Annotated in this window: 13 protein-coding genes, 1 tRNA gene and 1 other RNA gene; 4 read left to right on the top strand and 11 right to left on the bottom strand. The window is 28.5% G+C overall.

Annotation, left to right across the window (positions count from 1 at the left end; translation table 4 throughout):
• Positions 1–32: 32 nt before the first annotated feature.
• Genes MDIS_RS00965 through MDIS_RS00955 form a run of 3 tightly spaced genes read right to left on the bottom strand, consistent with a single transcriptional unit; the run spans position 33 to position 4706 of the window.
• Positions 33–743 carry a peptide chain release factor N(5)-glutamine methyltransferase gene (locus MDIS_RS00965; RefSeq protein ID WP_044635251.1) on the bottom strand — a complete coding sequence of 237 codons (711 nt, stop codon included), beginning with the start codon at positions 741–743 and terminating at the stop codon, positions 33–35.
• The gene (gene prfA, locus MDIS_RS00960; RefSeq protein ID WP_044635747.1) at positions 730–1815 is read right to left on the bottom strand and encodes a peptide chain release factor 1; all 1086 of its coding nucleotides are present in this window, start codon (positions 1813–1815) and stop codon (positions 730–732) included. Before prfA ends, MDIS_RS00965 begins: the two co-directional genes overlap by 14 nt.
• Positions 1816–1868: 53 nt before the next feature.
• Positions 1869–4706: a DUF31 family protein gene (locus MDIS_RS00955; protein WP_232034185.1), complete on the bottom strand. Its 2838-nt coding sequence runs from the start codon at positions 4704–4706 to the stop codon at positions 1869–1871.
• A 55-nt stretch (positions 4707–4761) separates the two neighbouring features.
• Between MDIS_RS00955 and MDIS_RS00950 the strand changes: the two genes are divergently transcribed.
• Positions 4762–4845, top strand: a tRNA-Leu gene (locus MDIS_RS00950).
• A gap of 337 nt (positions 4846–5182) precedes the next feature.
• Here the strand turns inward: MDIS_RS00950 and MDIS_RS00945 are convergent.
• The 5 genes from MDIS_RS00945 to ffs all read right to left on the bottom strand — a co-directional run bounded on the left by MDIS_RS00945 (position 5183) and on the right by ffs (position 11491).
• Positions 5183–6130, bottom strand: coding sequence for an L-lactate dehydrogenase (locus MDIS_RS00945; protein ID WP_044635250.1), 948 nt, complete (start codon positions 6128–6130; stop codon positions 5183–5185).
• A gap of 154 nt (positions 6131–6284) precedes the next feature.
• Positions 6285–7739 carry a hexose phosphate transporter gene (locus tag MDIS_RS00940; protein ID WP_044635249.1) on the bottom strand — a complete coding sequence of 485 codons (1455 nt, stop codon included), beginning with the start codon at positions 7737–7739 and terminating at the stop codon, positions 6285–6287.
• A gap of 133 nt (positions 7740–7872) precedes the next feature.
• Positions 7873–10191: an HsdM family class I SAM-dependent methyltransferase gene (locus MDIS_RS00935; RefSeq protein WP_044635248.1), complete on the bottom strand. Its 2319-nt coding sequence runs from the start codon at positions 10189–10191 to the stop codon at positions 7873–7875.
• A 73-nt stretch (positions 10192–10264) separates the two neighbouring features.
• Positions 10265–11368, bottom strand: coding sequence for a YitT family protein (locus MDIS_RS00930; RefSeq protein ID WP_044635247.1), 1104 nt, complete (start codon positions 11366–11368; stop codon positions 10265–10267).
• A gap of 26 nt (positions 11369–11394) precedes the next feature.
• Positions 11395–11491: signal recognition particle sRNA small type (gene ffs / locus MDIS_RS04045), an RNA gene on the bottom strand.
• 117 nt (positions 11492–11608) lie between these two features.
• Between ffs and MDIS_RS00925 the strand changes: the two genes are divergently transcribed.
• Both MDIS_RS00925 and MDIS_RS00920 read left to right on the top strand, forming a co-directional pair.
• Complete coding sequence (locus MDIS_RS00925) at positions 11609–12511, top strand: alpha/beta fold hydrolase (protein ID WP_084217525.1); 903 nt, start codon at positions 11609–11611, stop codon at positions 12509–12511.
• A 129-nt stretch (positions 12512–12640) separates the two neighbouring features.
• Positions 12641–16990 (top strand): MGA_1079 family surface serine endopeptidase, encoded by a 4350-nt coding sequence (locus tag MDIS_RS00920; RefSeq protein WP_052506197.1) that lies wholly within the window; start codon positions 12641–12643, stop codon positions 16988–16990.
• Between the two features lie 239 nt (positions 16991–17229).
• Here MDIS_RS00920 and MDIS_RS00915 read toward each other — a convergent pair whose 3' ends face one another.
• The 3 genes from MDIS_RS00915 to rplU form a co-directional block, all read right to left on the bottom strand.
• Positions 17230–18648 carry a hypothetical protein gene (locus tag MDIS_RS00915; protein WP_044635246.1) on the bottom strand — a complete coding sequence of 473 codons (1419 nt, stop codon included), beginning with the start codon at positions 18646–18648 and terminating at the stop codon, positions 17230–17232.
• A 455-nt stretch (positions 18649–19103) separates the two neighbouring features.
• Positions 19104–19358 carry a 50S ribosomal protein L27 gene (gene rpmA, locus MDIS_RS00910; RefSeq protein ID WP_044635245.1) on the bottom strand — a complete coding sequence of 85 codons (255 nt, stop codon included), beginning with the start codon at positions 19356–19358 and terminating at the stop codon, positions 19104–19106.
• An 8-nt stretch (positions 19359–19366) separates the two neighbouring features.
• Entirely contained in the window at positions 19367–19666 is a 300-nt protein-coding gene (gene rplU / locus MDIS_RS00905; protein ID WP_044635244.1) for a 50S ribosomal protein L21, read from the bottom strand.
• Between the two features lie 164 nt (positions 19667–19830).
• On the opposite strand from rplU, the gene MDIS_RS00900 reads away from it, so the two are divergent.
• The gene (locus MDIS_RS00900; RefSeq protein WP_044635243.1) at positions 19831–20490 is read left to right on the top strand and encodes a uracil-DNA glycosylase; all 660 of its coding nucleotides are present in this window, start codon (positions 19831–19833) and stop codon (positions 20488–20490) included.

Raw genomic sequence — 20490 nt, 5'->3', positions numbered from 1 at the left:
TTGTAAAAAAAATACTATGTTTTACGACATCTTTATGGTTTCTTTTGCCAATAGGCAAAACGTGGTTTGTTATTTATATCATTTTCAATTGTAAAATCTGGATAATTTTTTTTGAAAAAATCAACACTTTCATAATCGATTTCAAAAAAAATTCATCCATTTTTTTCAAGAAAATTATCCGCCTTGTCCATAATTTTCTGATAAAAAGAAAATGGTTCAGGTTTAGAAAATAAAGCAATTTCGGGTTCAAAGTGCAAAACCGACTTATGAAGTTTTTGCGGTCTTAAATACGGCGGATTTGAAATAATTATATTAAATTTTTGCTTGGGAATATTTGAAAAAAGGTCGGATTTTACAGTATTTACATCTAAATTGTTATATTTTGCATTTAATTTTGTTTGCAAAATCGCATCATCGCTGATATCGGTTAGGGTTATTTTTGCATTACTGAATTTAGCCAGCGCAAGACCAATAAAACCAGATCCACAACATAAATCAAGAACAGAGTCACTGTTTTTAATAACTTTTTTAACCTTCAGAATTAATTCCTGCGTTTCATAACGTGGGATAAAAACTTTTTGGTCCAGAAAAATTCGAACATCTTCCATCTCGATAAAGCCAATAATTTTTTGAACTGGATAGTCTAATTCTAATTTTAAATTTTCCAATTTTGATATTTCTAACGGCAAATTATACCGTTGCTTTTCCTTTAAAAGTTCCAATTTTCTTTTATTTCTCACCATAATTTTGTAAAATTAATTCAGTTTTTTCCTGTGCAAGTAAAGCATCAATTATTGGATTCAGACTTCCTTGCACGACTGGTTTTAGTGAGCAAGAGAAACTAATTCGGTGGTCGGTAACGCGATCTTGGGGATAATTATAAGTTCTAATTTTTTCAGAACGGGCTCCAGATCCTGCTAATTTTCGGAAATTAGCTTGTTTTTCTTGCTGTTTTTGAAGTTCAAGGTTATAAATTTTTGACTTTAAAATTCCCATTGCGATTTCCTTATTTCCAATTTGCGATCTTTCATCTTGTGAAGTAACAACGATTCCTGTGGGAATATGAGTAATTCTAACGGCAGAATCGGTTGTATTAACTGATTGACCACCTGCGCCTGAGGAACGGTAAGTATCAATTTTTAAATCGCCAGGATTGATTGCGACTTCAATTTTTTCATCAATTTTTGGCATTACAGTCACTGTTGAAGTTGAAGTATGAATTCTGCCCATTGTTTCAGTTTCGGGAACTCGCTGAACACGGTGAACTCCTGATTCAAATTTAAGTTTTGAATAGATCTTTTGACCAGAAATTTGGAAGATAATTTGCGTAAAACCACCAGCGATTGCAAGTGATGAACTAAGAACTTTAACTTTTGCTTTTTGGGAGTCAGCTCATTTGTGATACATTTTGAAAAGATCGCCCACAAAAATGTTTGCTTCATCACCACCAGCAGCGCCACGAATTTCAACAATTACATCTTTTTCATCGTTTTCGTCTTTTGGCAACATTAAAATCAGTAATTCTTTTTCGTATTCTTCAATATTTTTACTTGCATTTGCAATTTCATCTTTTGCAAGTTGCTGCAATTCAGGATCTTTTTCCTGAATTAATATAGTTTTGGCATCTTCTAAACTTTTTTGATCAGCAAGGAATTTTTCAAATACTTCAACAATTTCTGTGATATTCGCAATTTCCTTTGAAAGTTGCGAATATCTTTTTTGGTCATTAAGAACCTCATCTGTTTCTAAAAGCGACTTTAAATCTTGATATTTTTGATGAATTTTCATCAAAGAATTAAGTAATTTCTTTTCCATAATTAAATAAAAAAACATTTAGTTTTTATTTTTAAAAAATACTAAAATAAAAACTAAATGTTTGATTTTTCTTCTTGTTCAAAATTATTAAATTTAATTCATCTAACTGAGTGCGCCAATTTTTCAAGTTGTTTTGGATCTTCAAGACTAAAAACTTTTTCTTGAATTGAATCTAAATCAGTCTGAACATCCTTTGTTTGTGCAAGTCATTTTGCTAAAACGGTTGGATTTGAATCAATTTTGACACCGATTGGATCAAATTGACCAATCCCTTTAACAAGACGATTTTGTCCTGGAGAGGTTGGCGGAAAATAACCACCTCAAAAAATTCCAAGAACTTGATTATATTCGTTAACAACTAAAGAACCTGACATTCCATGACCGCCGCGGAGACCAGGAAGAGAAAGTGAATTTGCACCTTGGAACTTTCTTGTAGAATTTTCCTGTTTAAAATTGTTCTCTTTTAAAAGTTCCTGGGTGGTAATAAAAGCGTTTTTATTGTCGGTTGTTCAAGAAAATCCGCCTAAAAATCCGCCAAGATAGGCGTGTAGAGGTAAAGCTCTTTCAACTTTTGTAGTTTTTTGTTGTATCGCCCTTGTAAAATTAGGCACTAATTTGTTTGTCACTAAAAAATCAAGTGGCGCCTCGTTATAATTACGAATTGCATCAGGAATATTTTTTATATAAGAAGACTCGCCAAAAATATCTAAATCAAGAAAAGGGATTCCGAAATTAAAAGGGTTTTTTTTCTGTTTATCTTCAGGAAAAGTAACTTCAATTATCGCAATATCACGAAATTTATCTTTGTTTGGTAAATTAAGTCCGATTGGATTAATTTTTAGATTGTTCCAAAAATTTTTTGATTCAGAGTTAATAAACTGAAAACCTTCAGGGGGTAAATAATCTTTTTTGCCTTCAGTTTTTGCTACCCGATCAAAACGGCGAAATAAATTTGTATCATCGAAACTAATTGCATCAAGATTTTTTAGATTTCCATCAAGTAGGTAGGAAAATGAATAAATTTGGTCAGGTTTATTAATCAAATCAGCGACTACGTGCAAATTTGTTGCTAAATAATAAGTATTTGTAGGTAAAAATTTACCTGGATTAGTTGGATCAGGCTTTAATTTTCTATCAAAAACTCAAGCGGTTCCCGATGTAATTCGGCTTGTGTTTGTTCGCGTTATTGGATCGTAAGTGTTTGAGCGAAGTTGGATTACAATTGACCTTGAACGTAAAGAATCATTTAAAATCTCTTTTTCAAGCACTTTTGAGCCAAAATCAGCAATAATATTTTTACTTTCAGTTTTTTCTGTGAATTTAATAGAAATTTTGTAATAATCCTGAACAGCATTTCCAAAATAGAATGAAAGTCCTGATTCATCAATTTTGAAATTTATTAGTGAAGCGAATTGATAATTAAGTTTTTCAAAGTTTTTTAACTCGTTTGTACCTTTAAAAAGCGCTTCTGATGATAGAGTTTTTTGGATTGCGACCCCAAAAAGTGGTCACAAAAGTGAATCGCTTGAAGAATTTAAACTCTCAGAAATGCTTTTTAGTTTTTCAGCAAGATTCGCTGTTTTTGGTAATTTGTACCAAGAATCAAGGTAATCAAAATTGATTAATTTAGTAAAATCAGTATTTGTGAAAATTTTCTGGTAGGAATTAAAACCTTCAACTTTAATAATTTGACCTGGACTTGCGGGTCCTGAAGTTAAATCAGTTCCTTTTTTGTTCAAAATAATGTAAAGATTACCGTTTTGGTCATCTGAAAGTGAAGGAACAACTTTAATATCATAATTTTTATAGTCAAAACTTCCAAAATCAATAAATTTAGCTAATGATTCAGTATCATTTTCTGAATTTATAAGAAATGAAGGTAGAAAATTTTTGTATTGATCTTTTAATTTAAAACTTTTAATATCAGTTAATTTCGACAAACCTGAATCAGATTTAGTTTTAAGTTTGACGATTTTTGAGACGTAGTTGTGGAACGAATCGTGATAAATTGACAAAATTACATCGACTTCGCCAGTGTTTTTGTCATAAGAATCTTTAAGAATTGTTCCTTTTATATAATAGAAGTTCTTAACTTTTAAACGATAAGGTTCTTTGGCAATTTTGGCAATGCTTGGAACTGAAGTATCGCGTTCTGGAACATCAAATTGGTCTGAATTTCGCAATTTTGTAATATCCATTTTTTCGAAATTCGAAGGCAAATTCACATAATCTCAAATATTAGAATTAGAAGTCAATTTGTTAATGTCAAAATTGCTATCACTTTTTAGTGTTAAATTGTTAATTTTTTGGAAAGCAGTCTCGATTCTTTCTTTATAAGCATAAATTCCAGTTTTTTCTGTTTGAAATCCAGAAACAACAAAATCTTTGCTTTGAATTAGTCTTTGCGAACCTTTTTCGAGAGCTTCAACTTTGATTTTAATTGAGCCATAAACATCATTTGCAGAATTAGGATAGGCATTAATTTGAAGGTCAAATTTTTGGCTAAGATCAAAGTTATCAACGCCGGGAATGAAAGTTCATATAATTGCCGAATTTAAAAGGTTGCTTTGCGTTCTTAAAAAAATATTATTAGATTCATTAAGTGAAGTATCGCTATCTAGAGTTCTTGACTGTTTTATAAATTCAGATGCTGTAATTTTATCAAATCTTGGTTGAACTCTACCACTAACAATTGAATCTAAAGGTTTTTTTACATCTAGATCTTGATCTCAAGGATTAGATTGTCCAATCTGTGTGACAATAGATCCAATTCTTTTAACAGCGCCTAGTGGTTCGCAAGAAGCAGCGATCAATGTTGCTGGCAAAGTTATAATTGGTAATGCTCTAATTAAGATTTTTTTTAAAGTTTTGTTTTGTTTTCTAACCATCATTGGTATAATTATATTACATTTAAAGTTAATTTTTATCATTTTTTTAATTTTAAATGGCTCATTGGTGGAATGGTAGACACGGCAGACTCAAAACCTGCTGCAGCAATGCGTATCGGTTCGAGTCCGATATGAGCCACCAAGATAAATTTCAACCTTTTTTTAATTTTTTTAACTTAAAAAATTAAAAAAAGGTTGATTTTGTTTTGCAACAAAAAAACTCTCAAATTGAGAGTTTTTTATTTTTCCAAGCACTTTAACTTCTTAATTTAATTTATTAAATTCGTCTAAATTTTCAAAAAGCACGTAATTTATAGTGTTTTTTGAAAATTAACCTAAAATGCAAGCTGATTTTAATAATAAATTTAGGTTTTTGTTTTATCTAAAAACAAAAAGAAATTAAAAAAAATGAAAACAAAAAACTCTCAAAACGAGAGTTTTTTGTTTCTTGAAAAACTTGAATGAAAAACTTTTAAAAATTAAATGTTTTTCATTGCATCTTGGTAAATTGTGTCGATAATTTCCACAGATTTTGCAAATTTTTCTTTTTCTTTGTCATTTAGACTAATTTCGATTATTTTTTCGATTCCGTTTGCACCTAAAACAACTGGAACACCAACGTTTACACCGCTAAATCCGTATTCACCACGTAAATTTGCACCTGCAATAATGATGTTTTTTGAATCTTCGATAATATTTCTCACGATTCTTGCAAGCGCAGCACCGATTCCGTAAAAAGTTGCTCTTTTGCGATTAATAATTTCATAAGCACGACGTGAAACTGGATATTCTAGCTCTTTTTCATAATTTGAGCTATCAATTCCAGTTAGTTTTGCAAAATGACAGAAACATTCACCAGCAATTTTGATATTTGAATAAGCAACAAAAGAAGAATCTCCATGCTCACCCATTACGTATGCCTGAACTGAACTTGGAGAAACATTTGCTCTTTTTGCAATTGCAAATTGAAGTCTTGCTGTATCCAAAATAGTTCCAGTTCCAATAACTTTTTGATCAGAAAACCCTGATGCATCACGATAAGCGCGAGTGATAACATCAACTGGATTTGAAGCAATAACAGTAATTCCTGAAAATCCACTTTCTTTAACCTTAAAAGCGATGTCACGAATAATTCGAATGTTATCAGCAACAAGTTCTAATCTAGTTTCACCAGGTTTTTGTGGTCTTCCGGCGGTAATTAAAATAAAATCCGCGTCTTTGAGATCGCTATATTCATAACGGCGAACACTGAAAGAACGTGGTAGTGAAGCGGAAGCATCTTCGAAATCAAAGGCATTACCGTCAGCAAAGTCGTGATTAATATCAATTATTCCGTATTCGGAGGCAAGTCCTTGATTCATTGCAGAGTAAAGGAAAGAATTTCCGACATTTCCAGCACCAATTAGGGCAATTTTGATTGGCTTCATAAGTTTAGTTTCTCTTTCTTGTTAATTTTTATTAATTTGCAACAAATTTTTGTCTTTGTCACAAACTAAATTTTAATACTTTTTTATATAAAAATAAGTGAATTGATAATTTAATCTTGTTTTTATTAAACTATATCAAAAAATAAAATTTTTTTTATTTTTTGATACGTTCAATTTCAGAAAAACTACGTATTTTTAATAACTTTTTATAATCAGGGTTTGGTTCTTTTAATAAAGCTAAACCGATTGAAGAAACAAGTGAAAAGATAATAATGAGAATGTAAGCACCAAGAGCGTAACCGTCAACATTATTTGGGTTTAAATTTTTTACATCAACTCCTGGCGGCGTATTAATTAAAGAGGTAATAATTGTTGCAACTGTGAAAGCGGTATATCCAAGTCCTCAAATTAAACCGAACTGGAAACCAATACGATAAGGGTTTGAACCTGGATATTCGTGTGGTAAATTTAACATTACTCCCTGAATTCCCCAGAGACAAATTCCCATAAAAAGTCCTAAAAATAGGAATAATCACGTTCAACCATCGTTATAAGTTTTAGCAGCAAGTGGATTTTTACCAACTTTTGTAACAAAAACTACCGTTGCCATCACGTAGAAAAATACCCCAAGCGTAATAACTGCTGAAATATATTTTCGTCTTTGAAGTTGATATTTTGAAAGCAGACCGATTGTAAAAGGGCCAACAAACATTCCTGCTAAAAAGAAAATTAGAAAAACGGAAATTTTATCATTAAAAATTCCGCTTGAATCGCCAATTAGACGGTGAAAAATTGGCTTTGAAAATGTAAAAGGGAAAACAACGGCAACAAGTCATGAACCGTATAAAATTGTTCAGAATCAAGTATCTTTTTGCTTGAAAAATGTTGCCAAAGTTAATTTTTCTTGTTTGTCCCTTTTAGCAACATTTGATGGGTATAAATCGAATTTAGTACCTAAAATTATGTATCCAATTAACGGAATCAAAGTTAAAATCCCGATAACTAAAAAGACAATTTGTCAATTATCTCGAAAAGCTTTTTGTGCTTCTTCGCCAATAATCCCAGCAAAAGGAATGAGCGTAATTATTGTCCCAATTGGATAAAAAAATGGAGAAAATTGGGAAATAACGGCTTTTTGTCTTTGGTTTAAATAATTTGAAACAACTGGTTGGATCAAAATTATTTGCATTGTTCCACCAATTGCGAAAATTGTTCTTAGAATTATAAAACCAGCATAAGTTGGCGAATAAGGAGCTACAATTCCAAAAAGCATAAAAATTAATGATAAAATCACAGTGTATTTATGTGAAATTTTAACAATTAATCACCCTACTAAAACCGAACCAATTCCGCGCCCAATTGTGATTCCTCAATTAACGGCTTGATTTACAACAGTACCAGGTGGTTTTGTTCCTTCAGGGAAAAAGTGTCCTAAATATCCACTAACTCCAGCTGTTCCGTTAAGTCCGGCAGAGGCAAAACCTCAATTCATTACAAAAATCATATAGGCAAAAACGATTAAAGCTCATAAAGTTAGTCCAACTCCAAAAGTTAATTTTTTTTCCTTAATGTTTTTTGTAGCGAAGTTTAAAATAAAATTTTTTTTCATATAACCTATGTTTTTTCTAAATTTTAAAAATTAATTACAAAAGAGTTAAAGAAACTCCAATTAATAATTATATCTTAAAAAATTTAAAAAGAAGTATATTAAAGTGAAATAAAATAATTTTTAAATATTTTTATTAATAAATTTTAAGATTCTGAATAAATTTAGACATAAATTCAGTATCAATTCGATTTTTGCTATTAAACGGTAAGGTTATTTGTATTTCATTGTTTAATTCTTTGCGATTTAGTCCGTGATTAACATATTTATAAAGTCTTTCGCTAATTTTGGTTGCAAGGTAGAAAATTGCATATTTATCAAAAAAAGGTTTTCATTCTCCTTTTAGGTCGCAAATTAGTGCAAAATTTGTCGCTGCAAACTCAAAGTCACAATAATAAGTTTTTCCACCGCCACCATCACCGCCAGAAATTATTACAATTTTGTCTTTTCAAGTTTTTGTAGGGTTTTCGATTAAACCTCCAACGCCATTATTATCTTTTTTTGCAATTATAAGCGGGATTCCTTTGATGAATTTATTCTCAATTTTTCTATCAATACTTGATTTTTGTGCACCAATGTCGATTTTTTTGATTAAATCAACAATTTTTACTTTTTTAAATTCAATTTTGCTTTCATCAATTGGAAACTTCTGATTAATTTCTAAATCAGGTTTGATACCTGAAAGAATTTTTGCTGCTAAATTTTCCCGAATCGTCTTAATAAATCTATCAATCGGAACTTCGTATGGTCGATGTGAGTTAAAATTTTCGAATAATAACTGATTACTAAAGTTAACTTTTTTACTAATAGCGCGTAATTCATTGTATTTTTTTTCAAAAAAGCATTCTAAAATTTCTTTTTCAATAACTTCTCATTTTTCTGTTGGATAGCGAAAATTGTCTTTTGGTTTATAAAAACCATCATCGCTCATACTTATAAATAAAGTTTCCTTTTGGGTATGATTATGAATTAGATTCTCTTCTTTGAAAATTTGAAAATCCTCTATAAAATCACGGCATTTATGAAAAATTGCGATCGCAGTGGCTACGCCTGCGTTTGGCGCAAAAAGTTCATCGGGTAATGAAATAACGCTAACTAAATCACAAAAAGAGAAAATTTGCTTTAAAAGTTCTTGATTTTTCCGATCGCGTACATTCCCTTTTAAAACAGTTTTTGGCAAAATAGTGGCTAAATCACCGTCAGTTTTAAGGTATTTTAGAGCTTCAAAAACAAACATTAACTCTGTGGTTTTCTGATTAAAAGGTGGGTTCATCAGAACTTTGTTATAAAATCCCGGTATTTTTTTAAGCGTTTTAAAACAATCACCATAAATAATTTGCGAACTTCCATCTTTGTGTAACATCATATTGATGCTTGCAAGTGAAGCGTTAAATTCATTAACTTCAACACCAATTAACTGTGTTTTTTTGATTCTTAAGATAATTTCTTCAATTTTTAGTTGATCATTTCCATATTTTTTTTGAACTTTTTGCATCATTAACGGCAAAGAATTTGTCAAAAATGTACCACTTCCGCAAGTCGGGTCTAAAACTCTATCGTTTTCATCAATGCTTATTAATTTGAACATCAATTTTGCAATATGATCTGGGGTGAAAACTTCACCTTTCTCATTTGCGTTTACACTATTCCATTTGCGGAAAACCTGTAAAAAACGGTTCATTATGTCAAAACCTTTAAAGTCGTTTTGACTAATTTCGATAAAGTTATAAATTTTGAAAATTGTGATAATAATTTGAAAAATATCTTCAAAATCAGCATTTTTCAATGTTGACTCGTTAAGTGAACGAATTAAAAAATTACGAGTTTTAATTTTATTTAAATTCTCTTCATCAGTGATAATATTTTTTAATGCATTAATTAAGAAAACAAGAATTTCAGTAGTTGAATTTGTAGAATAAATCACGTTTTCAATGTTGATATCGTGATTTTTTAAATCTTTATAAAATGTTAAAACAATAAAAACTGCACCAATAAAATGGACGTTTAATTGTTTATCAATATTTGCGTTGCGAAAAAGTTGTACTAATTTTTTTGTCAAATCAGTAACAATTTCGCCATTATTTTCTCTAACTGGAAAATATTTATTTTTATAATAGTCTTTATTTTCAACACTATTTTCACTTAATTCTAATTTTCCATTTATATAAACGCGAACTGAATCATAATTATACTCAAAACCTACAAAATGTTTGTTAGATTCAAGTTCCATATAGTGTTTAATTTGACCACTAAACTTTTTTCCTTGCGCTTTTGCATCCAAAATAAAAACAATTCCATCATAATAATAGATGCCATCCGGCTTTGTTGATTGCTTATCTTTGGATGTTTTTTTATAAAAATTTATTGTTCCATCAGTTTGATTTTTAAGACCTAATTTAGTCGAAAAAATTTTAACAACTTCAAATTCATTGTATTTTTTCACTTTTGCAGCCATTTTTGTTTTTTAAAATTAGTTTATATTTAATTTTAAACTAAAAATTTGATTTTTTCATAACCAAATTTTTAGTTTAATTAATTTTTGTCGTATCAAAACGGTCTGTTGTTTGCAAAATTCTCGTTGCCGAGTATCAAAAATTCACCTTTGATTTTGCAACTTCTTCTAAAATTGCCTTTTTTTCAATTGTAAAAATTATTGTTTCTACACGTCATTGCTTCTGATTTGTATAACCAGAGATTCCCTCTCAAATATTATAAGAGTGTCAATATTTAATCAATCTAAAATGTTGAACAATTTTTTCAGGTTCGTTTGTGTAAATTTGTAAAAGTAATTTACCATATTTTGGATAAATTCGACCAACAATCGTCGAACTCACAATTAAATAAAGGAAAACTGCAAATAATTTTTGCCCAAAAAGTTGATTATCAACTTGTGAAGGTTCAATAAAATATAGTAAAACAAGTGAAAAAAGTCCAAAAAATATTGAAATACTAAACATTATTTTTTCAATTGGTTTACGATATTTTAAAGCGATAAAATAAGTGATGTAATCTGTTCCACCCCCAGATCCACCAAACTTTCAAGCAAGTCCGATCGACCATCCTGATAAAATTGCGCCGATAATTGTGTAATAAAATAAAGTTCACGAACCTTTAACATCACCAATTAAAATATTTTGAACTAAAAAAGTTCGAATTGGAGTATCCAGTGAAAAAACTTGATTTCAAATAATTTGAAAAAAAAGTCAAATAAAAGTAAGGTAACTAAAACTTTTATTCGAGACTTTCACTAATGTAAAAATCATTAACGGAATATTAATCGCAAAATACATTATCGCAAAACTTCAACTAATATCGACATTGTAGTGCGAATTTATGATAATTGTAATTAAAGCGGGGACTGCCGAAACTCCAGTCGGTAATGTTCTTGCAAAACCAAGGAAAAAAGTAACACCTAAAGTAAATAGAATTGACGAAAAAGCCATCATTGTAATTGATAAAGTTTTTCGTTTTCAAAAGTTTTTTAGGTTGATTTTCCCCTGATTAAATTGAAAAATTTCACGCTCTGCTCTTGAAACCAATTGTTTTTTTAGACATTTTGCAAAATTATGATTTTTTTGAGTGGGGCAACAACAAGAGCTGTTTTTTGAATCTTTATTTTCCCGAGAAGGCATAGTGTTTTTTTACCTGTTTTTTTCTAATAATAAAAAAAACCACTAAACACAATACTTCTCGATATGGCTGCTATATTTCTATCCTGACCAGGTTACAAGGTTATCATTTTAGTGGCACATAAATTTTACCACATTTTTTTGAATAATAAAAGTAAAATTATTTAAAAAAATTTAATCTAACAAAGTTAACTAATATTATATAATTTTAATATTAAATTGTATACAAAAAAAGGAGGAGGAATGGCTCCAGATTTTACACTTGAAAAAACACGCTTGCTATACGAAGCGAATGATATTGATATTTTAAATTTTTGAAAATACCCTTTTGTGGTAAATTGAAACCCTGAAAATAAAATTAACATCGTTTTTTGCCATGGTTTTAACTCAAATCACAACGTGTTTTGGCCAGTAATTGAATCAATTAGCAAAGAAATTGGTGCTAATTATTACAGTTTCACTCTTCCTGGAAATAATTTAACTCCCGCAAAAGAAGAAGATCTTTATCTAGAAAATTATGCCAATTTGACAGTTAATTTTATTAAAAAACTAAATTTAGAAAATGTTATTCTAGTTGGTCACTCAATGGGAGCGGGAACTGCTTCTTTAGTTCATAAAATTTTAACAACACCTAAAAAAAGCGGTTTTTTCTCGCTAGGAAACAAAAAACCAAAGCAAATTATTTCCAAAATGGTTTTTATTGGGCCAATGAATAAAGCAAACCTTCCTTTAAAAGATTTTTTCTACGAAAAATTTTTCCCAAAAACACCAGAAGAAATGCTTGAATTTTTGCCAATTTACGAATATGATAAAGAAAAATATAAAAATCCGAAATATTTAGAATGAGCAAAAACTGTTTTTAACTATGAATATTTTAATAATCATAATATCGTCACACTCTCGCAAAATCTTTTAAAAAATAATATGATGGATCAAATTGAGGAGGGAATTAAATCTGTCGGATGTCCAGCGCTTCTTATTTTAGGTGAAAAAGATGGAATTGTCCTTCAACAAGAAACTAAGTCTTATTTTGAAAGTCTAATTCCGCACGTTCAAACCGAAATTATCCCAAAAACAGGACATTTAATTTATAGCGAAAACCCAGAACACTTTAATAAAATTTTCATAGATTTTCTAAAAAAATAGTTTAACTTCGGCAAATTAAACTATAATTACTGATTACATTTCAACATGGTTTTAAAAACTTTGTCTTTTAAGTGGTAAAATTTCACGTCTTTGTTCTTTGTTTTTAATAAATTAGTTTGGAACTTTTTTATGATTAAGTCAAAAAATAAAGCAAAAAACCTTTTGCAAATGGTTTTGTTAGGCAAAAAAAATGTGATTCTTTTTTTGCCTCTACTTTTAACATCAGCATCATATTCTCTTTATGTAACAAGAAGAAATTATGATGTTGATTATGAAGTTTTAGGCGAAGATGAAATTAATGGACAAGTAAATTTTGCTGTTGATTTAGATCGTGAAAAAATTAAAAAATACAAGATCAGCGAGTATTTAACATCGGCATCCTTTAATTTTGAAAACGCAAAATTATGAATAAAACACCCTAAAAATAACGGTTTTGACTATAAATTAACAGATATTAGTCTTGATAGTCAAAATTACAATGTTTTAATTTTGACATACACTGCAAAGTCTTTAACCAATCAAAATCAACTAACTAAATTTAGCAAAAAAATTCTAATTAAAAATTCGAATACAGATGTAAATTTGCTAGTTCGTTCAATAAAAGATTCTTATTTTTTAGATGATTATTTTGATTTTAACTATGATTTTATTGGTAGTTTTGGAAAGAATCTTCCAAAAGCAACTGAAAACGAAAGGAATCTCGACAAATTTTTAACTCAAAAAACTACAATTTTTAACAATTTTTTCAAGATTTTAGTAAAACCAAACGCTAATATAAAAATTCTGGATGATGGCAGAATAAGTGTTGAATCAAATATTCTTTTTAATTCACAAATTATAAAAACAGTTAATCTTGTATCAAAAAATAAGATTGATTTTTCAAAATCTGATGATTTCAACCTTAAAATCAATTATACAAATGAGTTTTTAAATAGTAGTTTTTATAAAAATACTTGGTTGGATGACGTAAATTATAGAGATTTTGACTTTTCCAAAACAAACAATCCTAACAGTTATTTCTGAAGTTTTGAAGAACCAATTGGTGCTGGGGGGTTAGGAAATTATTGATTTTATAATTCCGTTTTAAAACCAACTTTGGAAAAGTTAAAGAAAAACAAACAAATTAATGAAAACAAAAAGTTTTCGATGTTTAAACCACAAATTAACGTCGTTTCTTCATCTTTTTTAGGTGTTGACAGTCCAACTGACCCAAACGAGTTAACTAAAAAAGAATTAGACTTAATTTTTAATGACTTTTTAAAATCAAATAATTTTTTTAAAATTGAAAAACCAGATAATGTAACAGTTGAATTTTCAAATTTTACAATTAACAATCAAGAAAAAAGAGTTTTAACTTCCGCGACAAATAAATCAATCAGTTTCAAACTTATTGCAAAAAAAGGAACAGAATCTAGAGAAATTATTCTAAATTTTGCACCAAAAGAATTTATAAGAACATACCAAAACGAACAAGATAAGGCTGATGAGTCAAAAATTTTGGAAATTATCGCTGATAAAACAGGTAAAAAATTATTCCAAAATACAAAAATTAAAAACTTAAACGACGTTCACGGAAATTATTCTTTAATTGACAGTTCTGAAAATTTAGTCAATAAATTTAATAGTATTTATTCCTTACCGAAAATTGGGCGTTACCAAATTTTTGCAAAAGAAATCATTAATAAAAATAATGTCAAAGGTGAATCAGAAATTTTCTTTTGGTATACACAAGACGGAATTGAAATTCCAATTATAACAAAGGCTAATGAAAAAATCGCTAATTTTAAAAATAATAATAAAATAAATGTAAAAAACTGAAAACCAGCACAATACCAAGACATAAAACCGCTAAATAAAAATAATTTCTCAAAAGAAGATTTTAAACCTATTAAAACTAGCAAAATTGATTATAATACTGGAAAAACTGTTGAAGTTTCCAACGAAATCGATCAAAAAGACAAGGAAATTATTGATAAAATTAACAGTAGACATTTTGAATATCGTGGCGCTGGTGCTGAAATTATCAATAAAAAACAAGTATTTTATAGCCTTGTTGATGTCGATGACATTATTGAACAAAAAGCTGAAAATATGTTAAATTATGTTCTTAACATAAAAAACAGTTTAACAGATGAAATTAAGGATAAAAATAAGTTTAAAAATGAAACTGTTGGCATAAAAGTTTCACCAGATGGAAGCAAAATCAACACTGAATCAGCTAAATTAAACTCACCAGATATTAATAGAAAAGAAATTTTTGACAAAAATGACACAAATGTCCAAATTAACATTAACAAAATTTCCAAAGATTACTTTTTGTATTTTTACGATGTTAAAAAGGGCGCAGAAAAAGGAAGTCTTCAGTTTAAGTTAGGTTTTATTAACAAAAAGAACACAAACATTAGATATTCAACTGAAAAAGTTATTAATTTATTTAATTTGGTAAACGAATTTAAAAGCAAGTTATATCCTGAAATAATTTTGAACAAAATTAAATTTAGTGATTTAATTTTTAAGAACCAAAATTATAATATTAACGATTTGAAAGCTAATAATTTTTGAGATTTTATCGACTTAAAAAAAGAAGCACTAAATTATAATAATTTTGAAATTGATAAATCAAAAATTCACTTGTCAGATGTAAAATATAGCGGTAAAAACGGTTACTTTAGATTAAAATACGTTGATGGAAAAACCAGCATTATCGGATCAAATTGGTATCATTTTACCAATTTAGCAACAAATAATGGTGAAAATCGCCTTGAAATTGACAAAAACAAAACTTTGATAACAGTTTTTGAATCAGCGAATATAATTAGACGATTTAGACAGGTCGAACCTTACTTTGAGGATTTAATTTGAAGTTTTAACAAATCAACGAAGGAAGCTTCCTGAATTTTTAAAGAAAAATATATTAGCGAAACTTTATTAAAACCGAATACAAATAAGAGAAAAATATACCTACACTTATTTGGTAATGCTTTAGTGCAAAATTTTGCAAGAGCAAAGCGAATTATTGGTGGCGATAATTACAAAGGTGGTTATGATTTTGAATTTGATTTTGAAAAACTAATCAAAGGCGAAACAATTGAAATAAATTCACAAACTGAAAATGTTTATTTTGAAAACAGTTCAAAAAAATTAGACCCAATTCAATTTACAATTACAGCTAAATACTTAAAAAATCAAGGAATTCAGTTCAAATTTAGGCTAAAAGATCCAAAATTTGGGCTAATTCTTGATGATATAAATAAACATTTAGAACCTGGAACAGTTGAATTTTATAATAGTTCAAGATTTGATGCTTTCGACCAAAAAAAGGCTTTCTTATTACATCTTGCAGCGGCAAATGTACAAATTGACTATCAAAATAATTTAGAAAATGAAGATTTTCATAAAAAAACTAACAGTTTCGACTATAAAAACATTGACTTTAACCAAGAAAATCAACCAATAACTTTCTATAACCCCGAAGCTAATTACGATCTTTCAAAATACAATCCAAACCAAAATGTTCACTGAAAATTACATGAGGGTTATTTATTAGATAACGAATTCGCTCATAAAAATTGAGATAGTGAAAAATCTGAGCTTATTAAAAACATTAGAGCACGTACTTTTGGATTTTCATATGGATCTGCAACAATGTTGGCAAAAGTTAACGATAATCCAAACGATGGGAAATTTTATATAATAACAAATAATCACGTCGAAGGCGGTAGAAATTTTGAACTTGATAAAATAAGTGGACAAAATTTACCTTATTCGCTAGGATCAGGCAAATATATGTCAATTGCTGGGCCTAATTACGCAAATAATGTTGATGATGGTTTTAGTTATTGATCTGGGCAATATCGTGTTAATAACGTTAACACTTGACTTCTTTGAACTGGTACAAATCAGTTAGATAAACAAGGTAAGGGCAATAATTTCGTCGACATTAGTGTCTTAATTATCGACATTAATCCTTTAATTGAAGAAGCTAAATCAAAAGGTGAGTTTCTCAAAGTTGCCTGGCTTAAAAACTGATTTAACTTACCAAAATTAAATTTAGAGCTAAAAACAAATCACAATTTAAAATTTTACGGTCCAAATATTAAATCACTTGCAATGAACGGTTTCCCTTACGGACGACAAAACGGATATATCATTAATCGTGCACAATCAGATGCAAATACAATTTCGTTATTACGCCAAAACGGATATACCCAAACTTTTTTCAACCCAGGAAATTCTGGAACAGGACTTATCGGATTGAATAATTCCTATGTTGCAACAATTAATTCTGGTATTCCGCTTGATTTTCTACAATCCTTTAGTTATGAAAATCTCAGTCACAACTATTTTGGACTTAACGAAAAAGGTGAAAATCCAACCAATTTAAATAATACTAATTCTCTGGCAGCAAAAATTATGCAGCTTAATGCAAAAGATCCACTAAATTATTCGCTTCCATGATATTTTAAAACTTTTAAATAAAAGTTGAAAAACTATTTTTCAGGTTCATTCTCTACTCCTTAAATTCAAAAGTTACATAATTGATAGATCTTTTTGAAAAAGTTGCTAAAGATAAACAAAAACCGCTTAAATAAAGAGCGGTTTTTTTAGTTATTTTTTTCGTGTACTTTTCTATTGTAAATTAAAGTTAAGCAATTTTAGTCATTTTGATATAAATGTTTAAATTAGAAAATTAAAAGAAAAAGCAAAGAAATTTTCTTTTAATTTTCAAGATTTTTTTGTTTATATTCTTGTAAATAATTTTGTTTCAAATCTTTAATTAGTTCAAAACGGTCAACTTTTTTTTCAAAAACAACATTTTTGTCTTTAGGAACCAGCAAAACTTGAAAAGCAACTTTGTCAAAAGGTAAATCAAATTTTGCAGGAAAATTTAGAATAAGGTCTGTTTTTAGAATTGTTGTTAAGAAAATCTTATTATTTTCCTTTTTTCTTAATATCAATTTTTCATCTTCAAGATCATATCAATTATGTCCGCGATGTTGATATTTTAGTTGTTCTCAAGTTTCATAAATGAAGATATTGTAATTTTTCAACACTTCATCAAGTTTTTTTCCGTCTAAAAATTTAGTTTCAAAATCTGTAGTAAGTTCAACTTTATTAATTTCAGTTTTTGGATTTAATTCTAAAACCCGATCAAGAATTTTGTCTTTAAATTCCTGATTATTTTTAATTATTACTTGTTTTTCTGGAAAAAAACTATTATTCCAAGGGTTAATTTTTTTACTTACTAAATCAAGAATTTTTGGTTTTAAAGTTTTAATTTTATTAGTGTTTTGACTAAAATCAATAACATCAAGCATAAAATAATTAGAAAAAGTGTTAATTTCCGTTTTTGGAAATTTGTATTTTTGTTCAAGTTTTTTATAAATTATTCTTGTATTTTCTATCGAACGTTTAAGTTTATCTTTTGTACTCGGAATATAATCAACGATATCTTTAAAATTTAGTTTAGTGCTTTTTGGATATACAATTGATATAAAATAAGGTCGGCGGGGGAAAAGTTCATCAGGGGCGTGCGTTATTTCTTCAACATAAGAAGGCATTAAATTTATTACATTTAAAGTATCTGAATTTTTGTCTTTTTCAAGATAATAATTATATGCACTATCATATTTTCATTGCCTTGTTATTTCAATTAAAAAAATATTATTCTTTTCAAGCACTTCTTTAATAGGTCTACTATCTAAAAATTTATTCTGAAATTCCCTTATTATTTCAGATTCAGGAATCTTTAAATGATTAGGAAGATGCTCTACATTTTTTATAAGTTTTAACGTTTTATTAACGATTATTTTCTGGAATTGGTCAAATGTTTGGATTGTATTTGAGAAGTAATCTCCAAGAAAAAAATTTTTATCCAGATCTTTTTCATCTTGGTTGTAAAAAAAATTTAAACCTGAAAATGTTGCAGTTTTAGTGTTAAATTCATCGTTATTTTTATTAAGCAAATTTAAAAAATAGTTTGCATCATATTGTTTATTAAAAGTAAACTCGTATGACTTTTTAGGTTCAACAGTTTTATTTAAAGTAGAAACTGGTTCGCTACAAGCGATTAGAAAAAGCGGCGAAATTAAGGAATTTGTCACTAAAAATTTAGTTAAAATGGATTTAATTTTCATTATGCACCAAATAGGAAATTGCTAGTTTGTCATCAATCGAATTTTTGAAAATTGCTGATTTGTAATTCTTGACTTGAATTTGTGTAATACCAATGTTTTTGCTAAAATTTCGATTTATAAAAAAAAAGAGTGATAAAAATATTTTCGTAAATTTCTTCAGTTTAATTTCTAACTTCCTAAAATTTCATTATTTCATATATTAAAATATATTTTATCACATTATTTTACAAAATTTGAAAAAACAAATTTTTTTGAACAAGTGCACAAATAAATTAATTAAAGTTAAAAAATGTAAATTTTTAAGCCAATTTTAGATTAATTTTATGTTCTTGTTTGAATCATAGAGTTTTTTGGCTTCTAATTTTTGAAAAGTTAGCTACGATTTACAAAACAAATAATATAAAAAAACCTGACTAATTTTGCCAGGTTTTTTTATATTATTTTAATTTTAAAATCTAGCCGTTAATCACAATGCTAGCATATTTACGTTTTCTTACTTTTTGGAATTTAACTATTCCATCAGCAAGTGCAAATAAAGTATCATCACCACCGATTCCGACATTTTTTCCTGGATAAATTCTAGTTCCTCGTTGACGATAAATTATTGAACCAGTAAATGCGAATTGGCCATCAGCAATTTTTTGGCCGAGTCTGCGACCCGCCGAATCACGGCCGTTCTTGGTAGATCCACCAGCTTTGGTCTTTGCCATTTCTTAAATTATCCTTTCAATTCTGTGATTTTTATTTTTGTAAACGGTTGGCGATGCCCTAATTTGCGTTTGTGAGTTGATTTTGGATTGTGACGGTAAACGACAATTTTTTTAGCACGACCTTGTTTTTCAATAACACCAGTAACACTCGCGTTTTCAACAAAAGGGGTACCAATTTTGCCATTAATAAACAAAACATCAGTAAAAGTTACACTTTCACCTTCATTTTTGTCGATTTTTTCAACAAAAATTGTTTGATCTTTTTCAACTTTAATTTGCTTACCACCAGATTTAATAATTGCAAACATAAGATCTCCTTATGAGTATCATCCTAAAGGTACTGAATTCAAATAAAAACAGATTTAAACCTTTTTGGTATGGGATGGTTTAATTAAATTTACGGGTTTATATTATAACATCTTTTTAATTAAAAAGTAGTACTTTCAAAAATTTTTAATGCTATAATTAAAAAATGGAGACAAAACTAAGTTTTGAAAGGTTTTTTAGTGATGAAATTAAAAAACCTTATTTTCAACAGTTAAAAAAAACTCTCAACTATGAATATGCAAATTACCAAGTTTTCCCCGAAAAAAAAGATTTATTTAGGGCAATCCAATTAACTAATTTTGATAATCTAAAAATAGTCATTCTAGGTCAGGATCCTTATCACCAAAAAGGTCAGGCAGATGGTCTTGCTTTTTCAACGAGGGCAAAAGTTTTGCCACCTTCACTCAAAAACTTGTTTTTGGAGATAAAAAATGTATACCCTAATTTTTCAAAAACTGACGGAAATCTTGAAAATTGGGCAAAACAAGGAGTTTTACTTTTAAATACAGTGCTTTCGGTTCGTGAATCAAGTCCGAATTCCCATGAAAACATTGGATGAAAAACTTTTACTTTTAATTTAATTAACTTTATTGTTGAAAATAAAGTCGATATTGTTTTTTTACTATTAGGTCAAAAAGCAAAATTATCTGTTGCAAATGTTAGTCTTGAAAAACAAAAAGTGTTTTTTTACTCCCATCCTTCACCTTTTAGTTTTGCTAATTCCTTGAAAAATTCTGGTGTTTTTCAAAAAATAAACAAATTTTTAAAAGAAAAAAATCGCGGCGAAATCAATTGAAATTTATAA

It is taken from the genome of Mesomycoplasma dispar (genome assembly GCF_000941075.1).
Lineage (GTDB): Bacteria > Bacillota_I > Bacilli_A > Mycoplasmatales > Metamycoplasmataceae > Mesomycoplasma > Mesomycoplasma dispar.
Note: the sequence above shows the minus strand (reverse complement) of the source record. Positions and strands in the feature narration are given on the sequence as shown.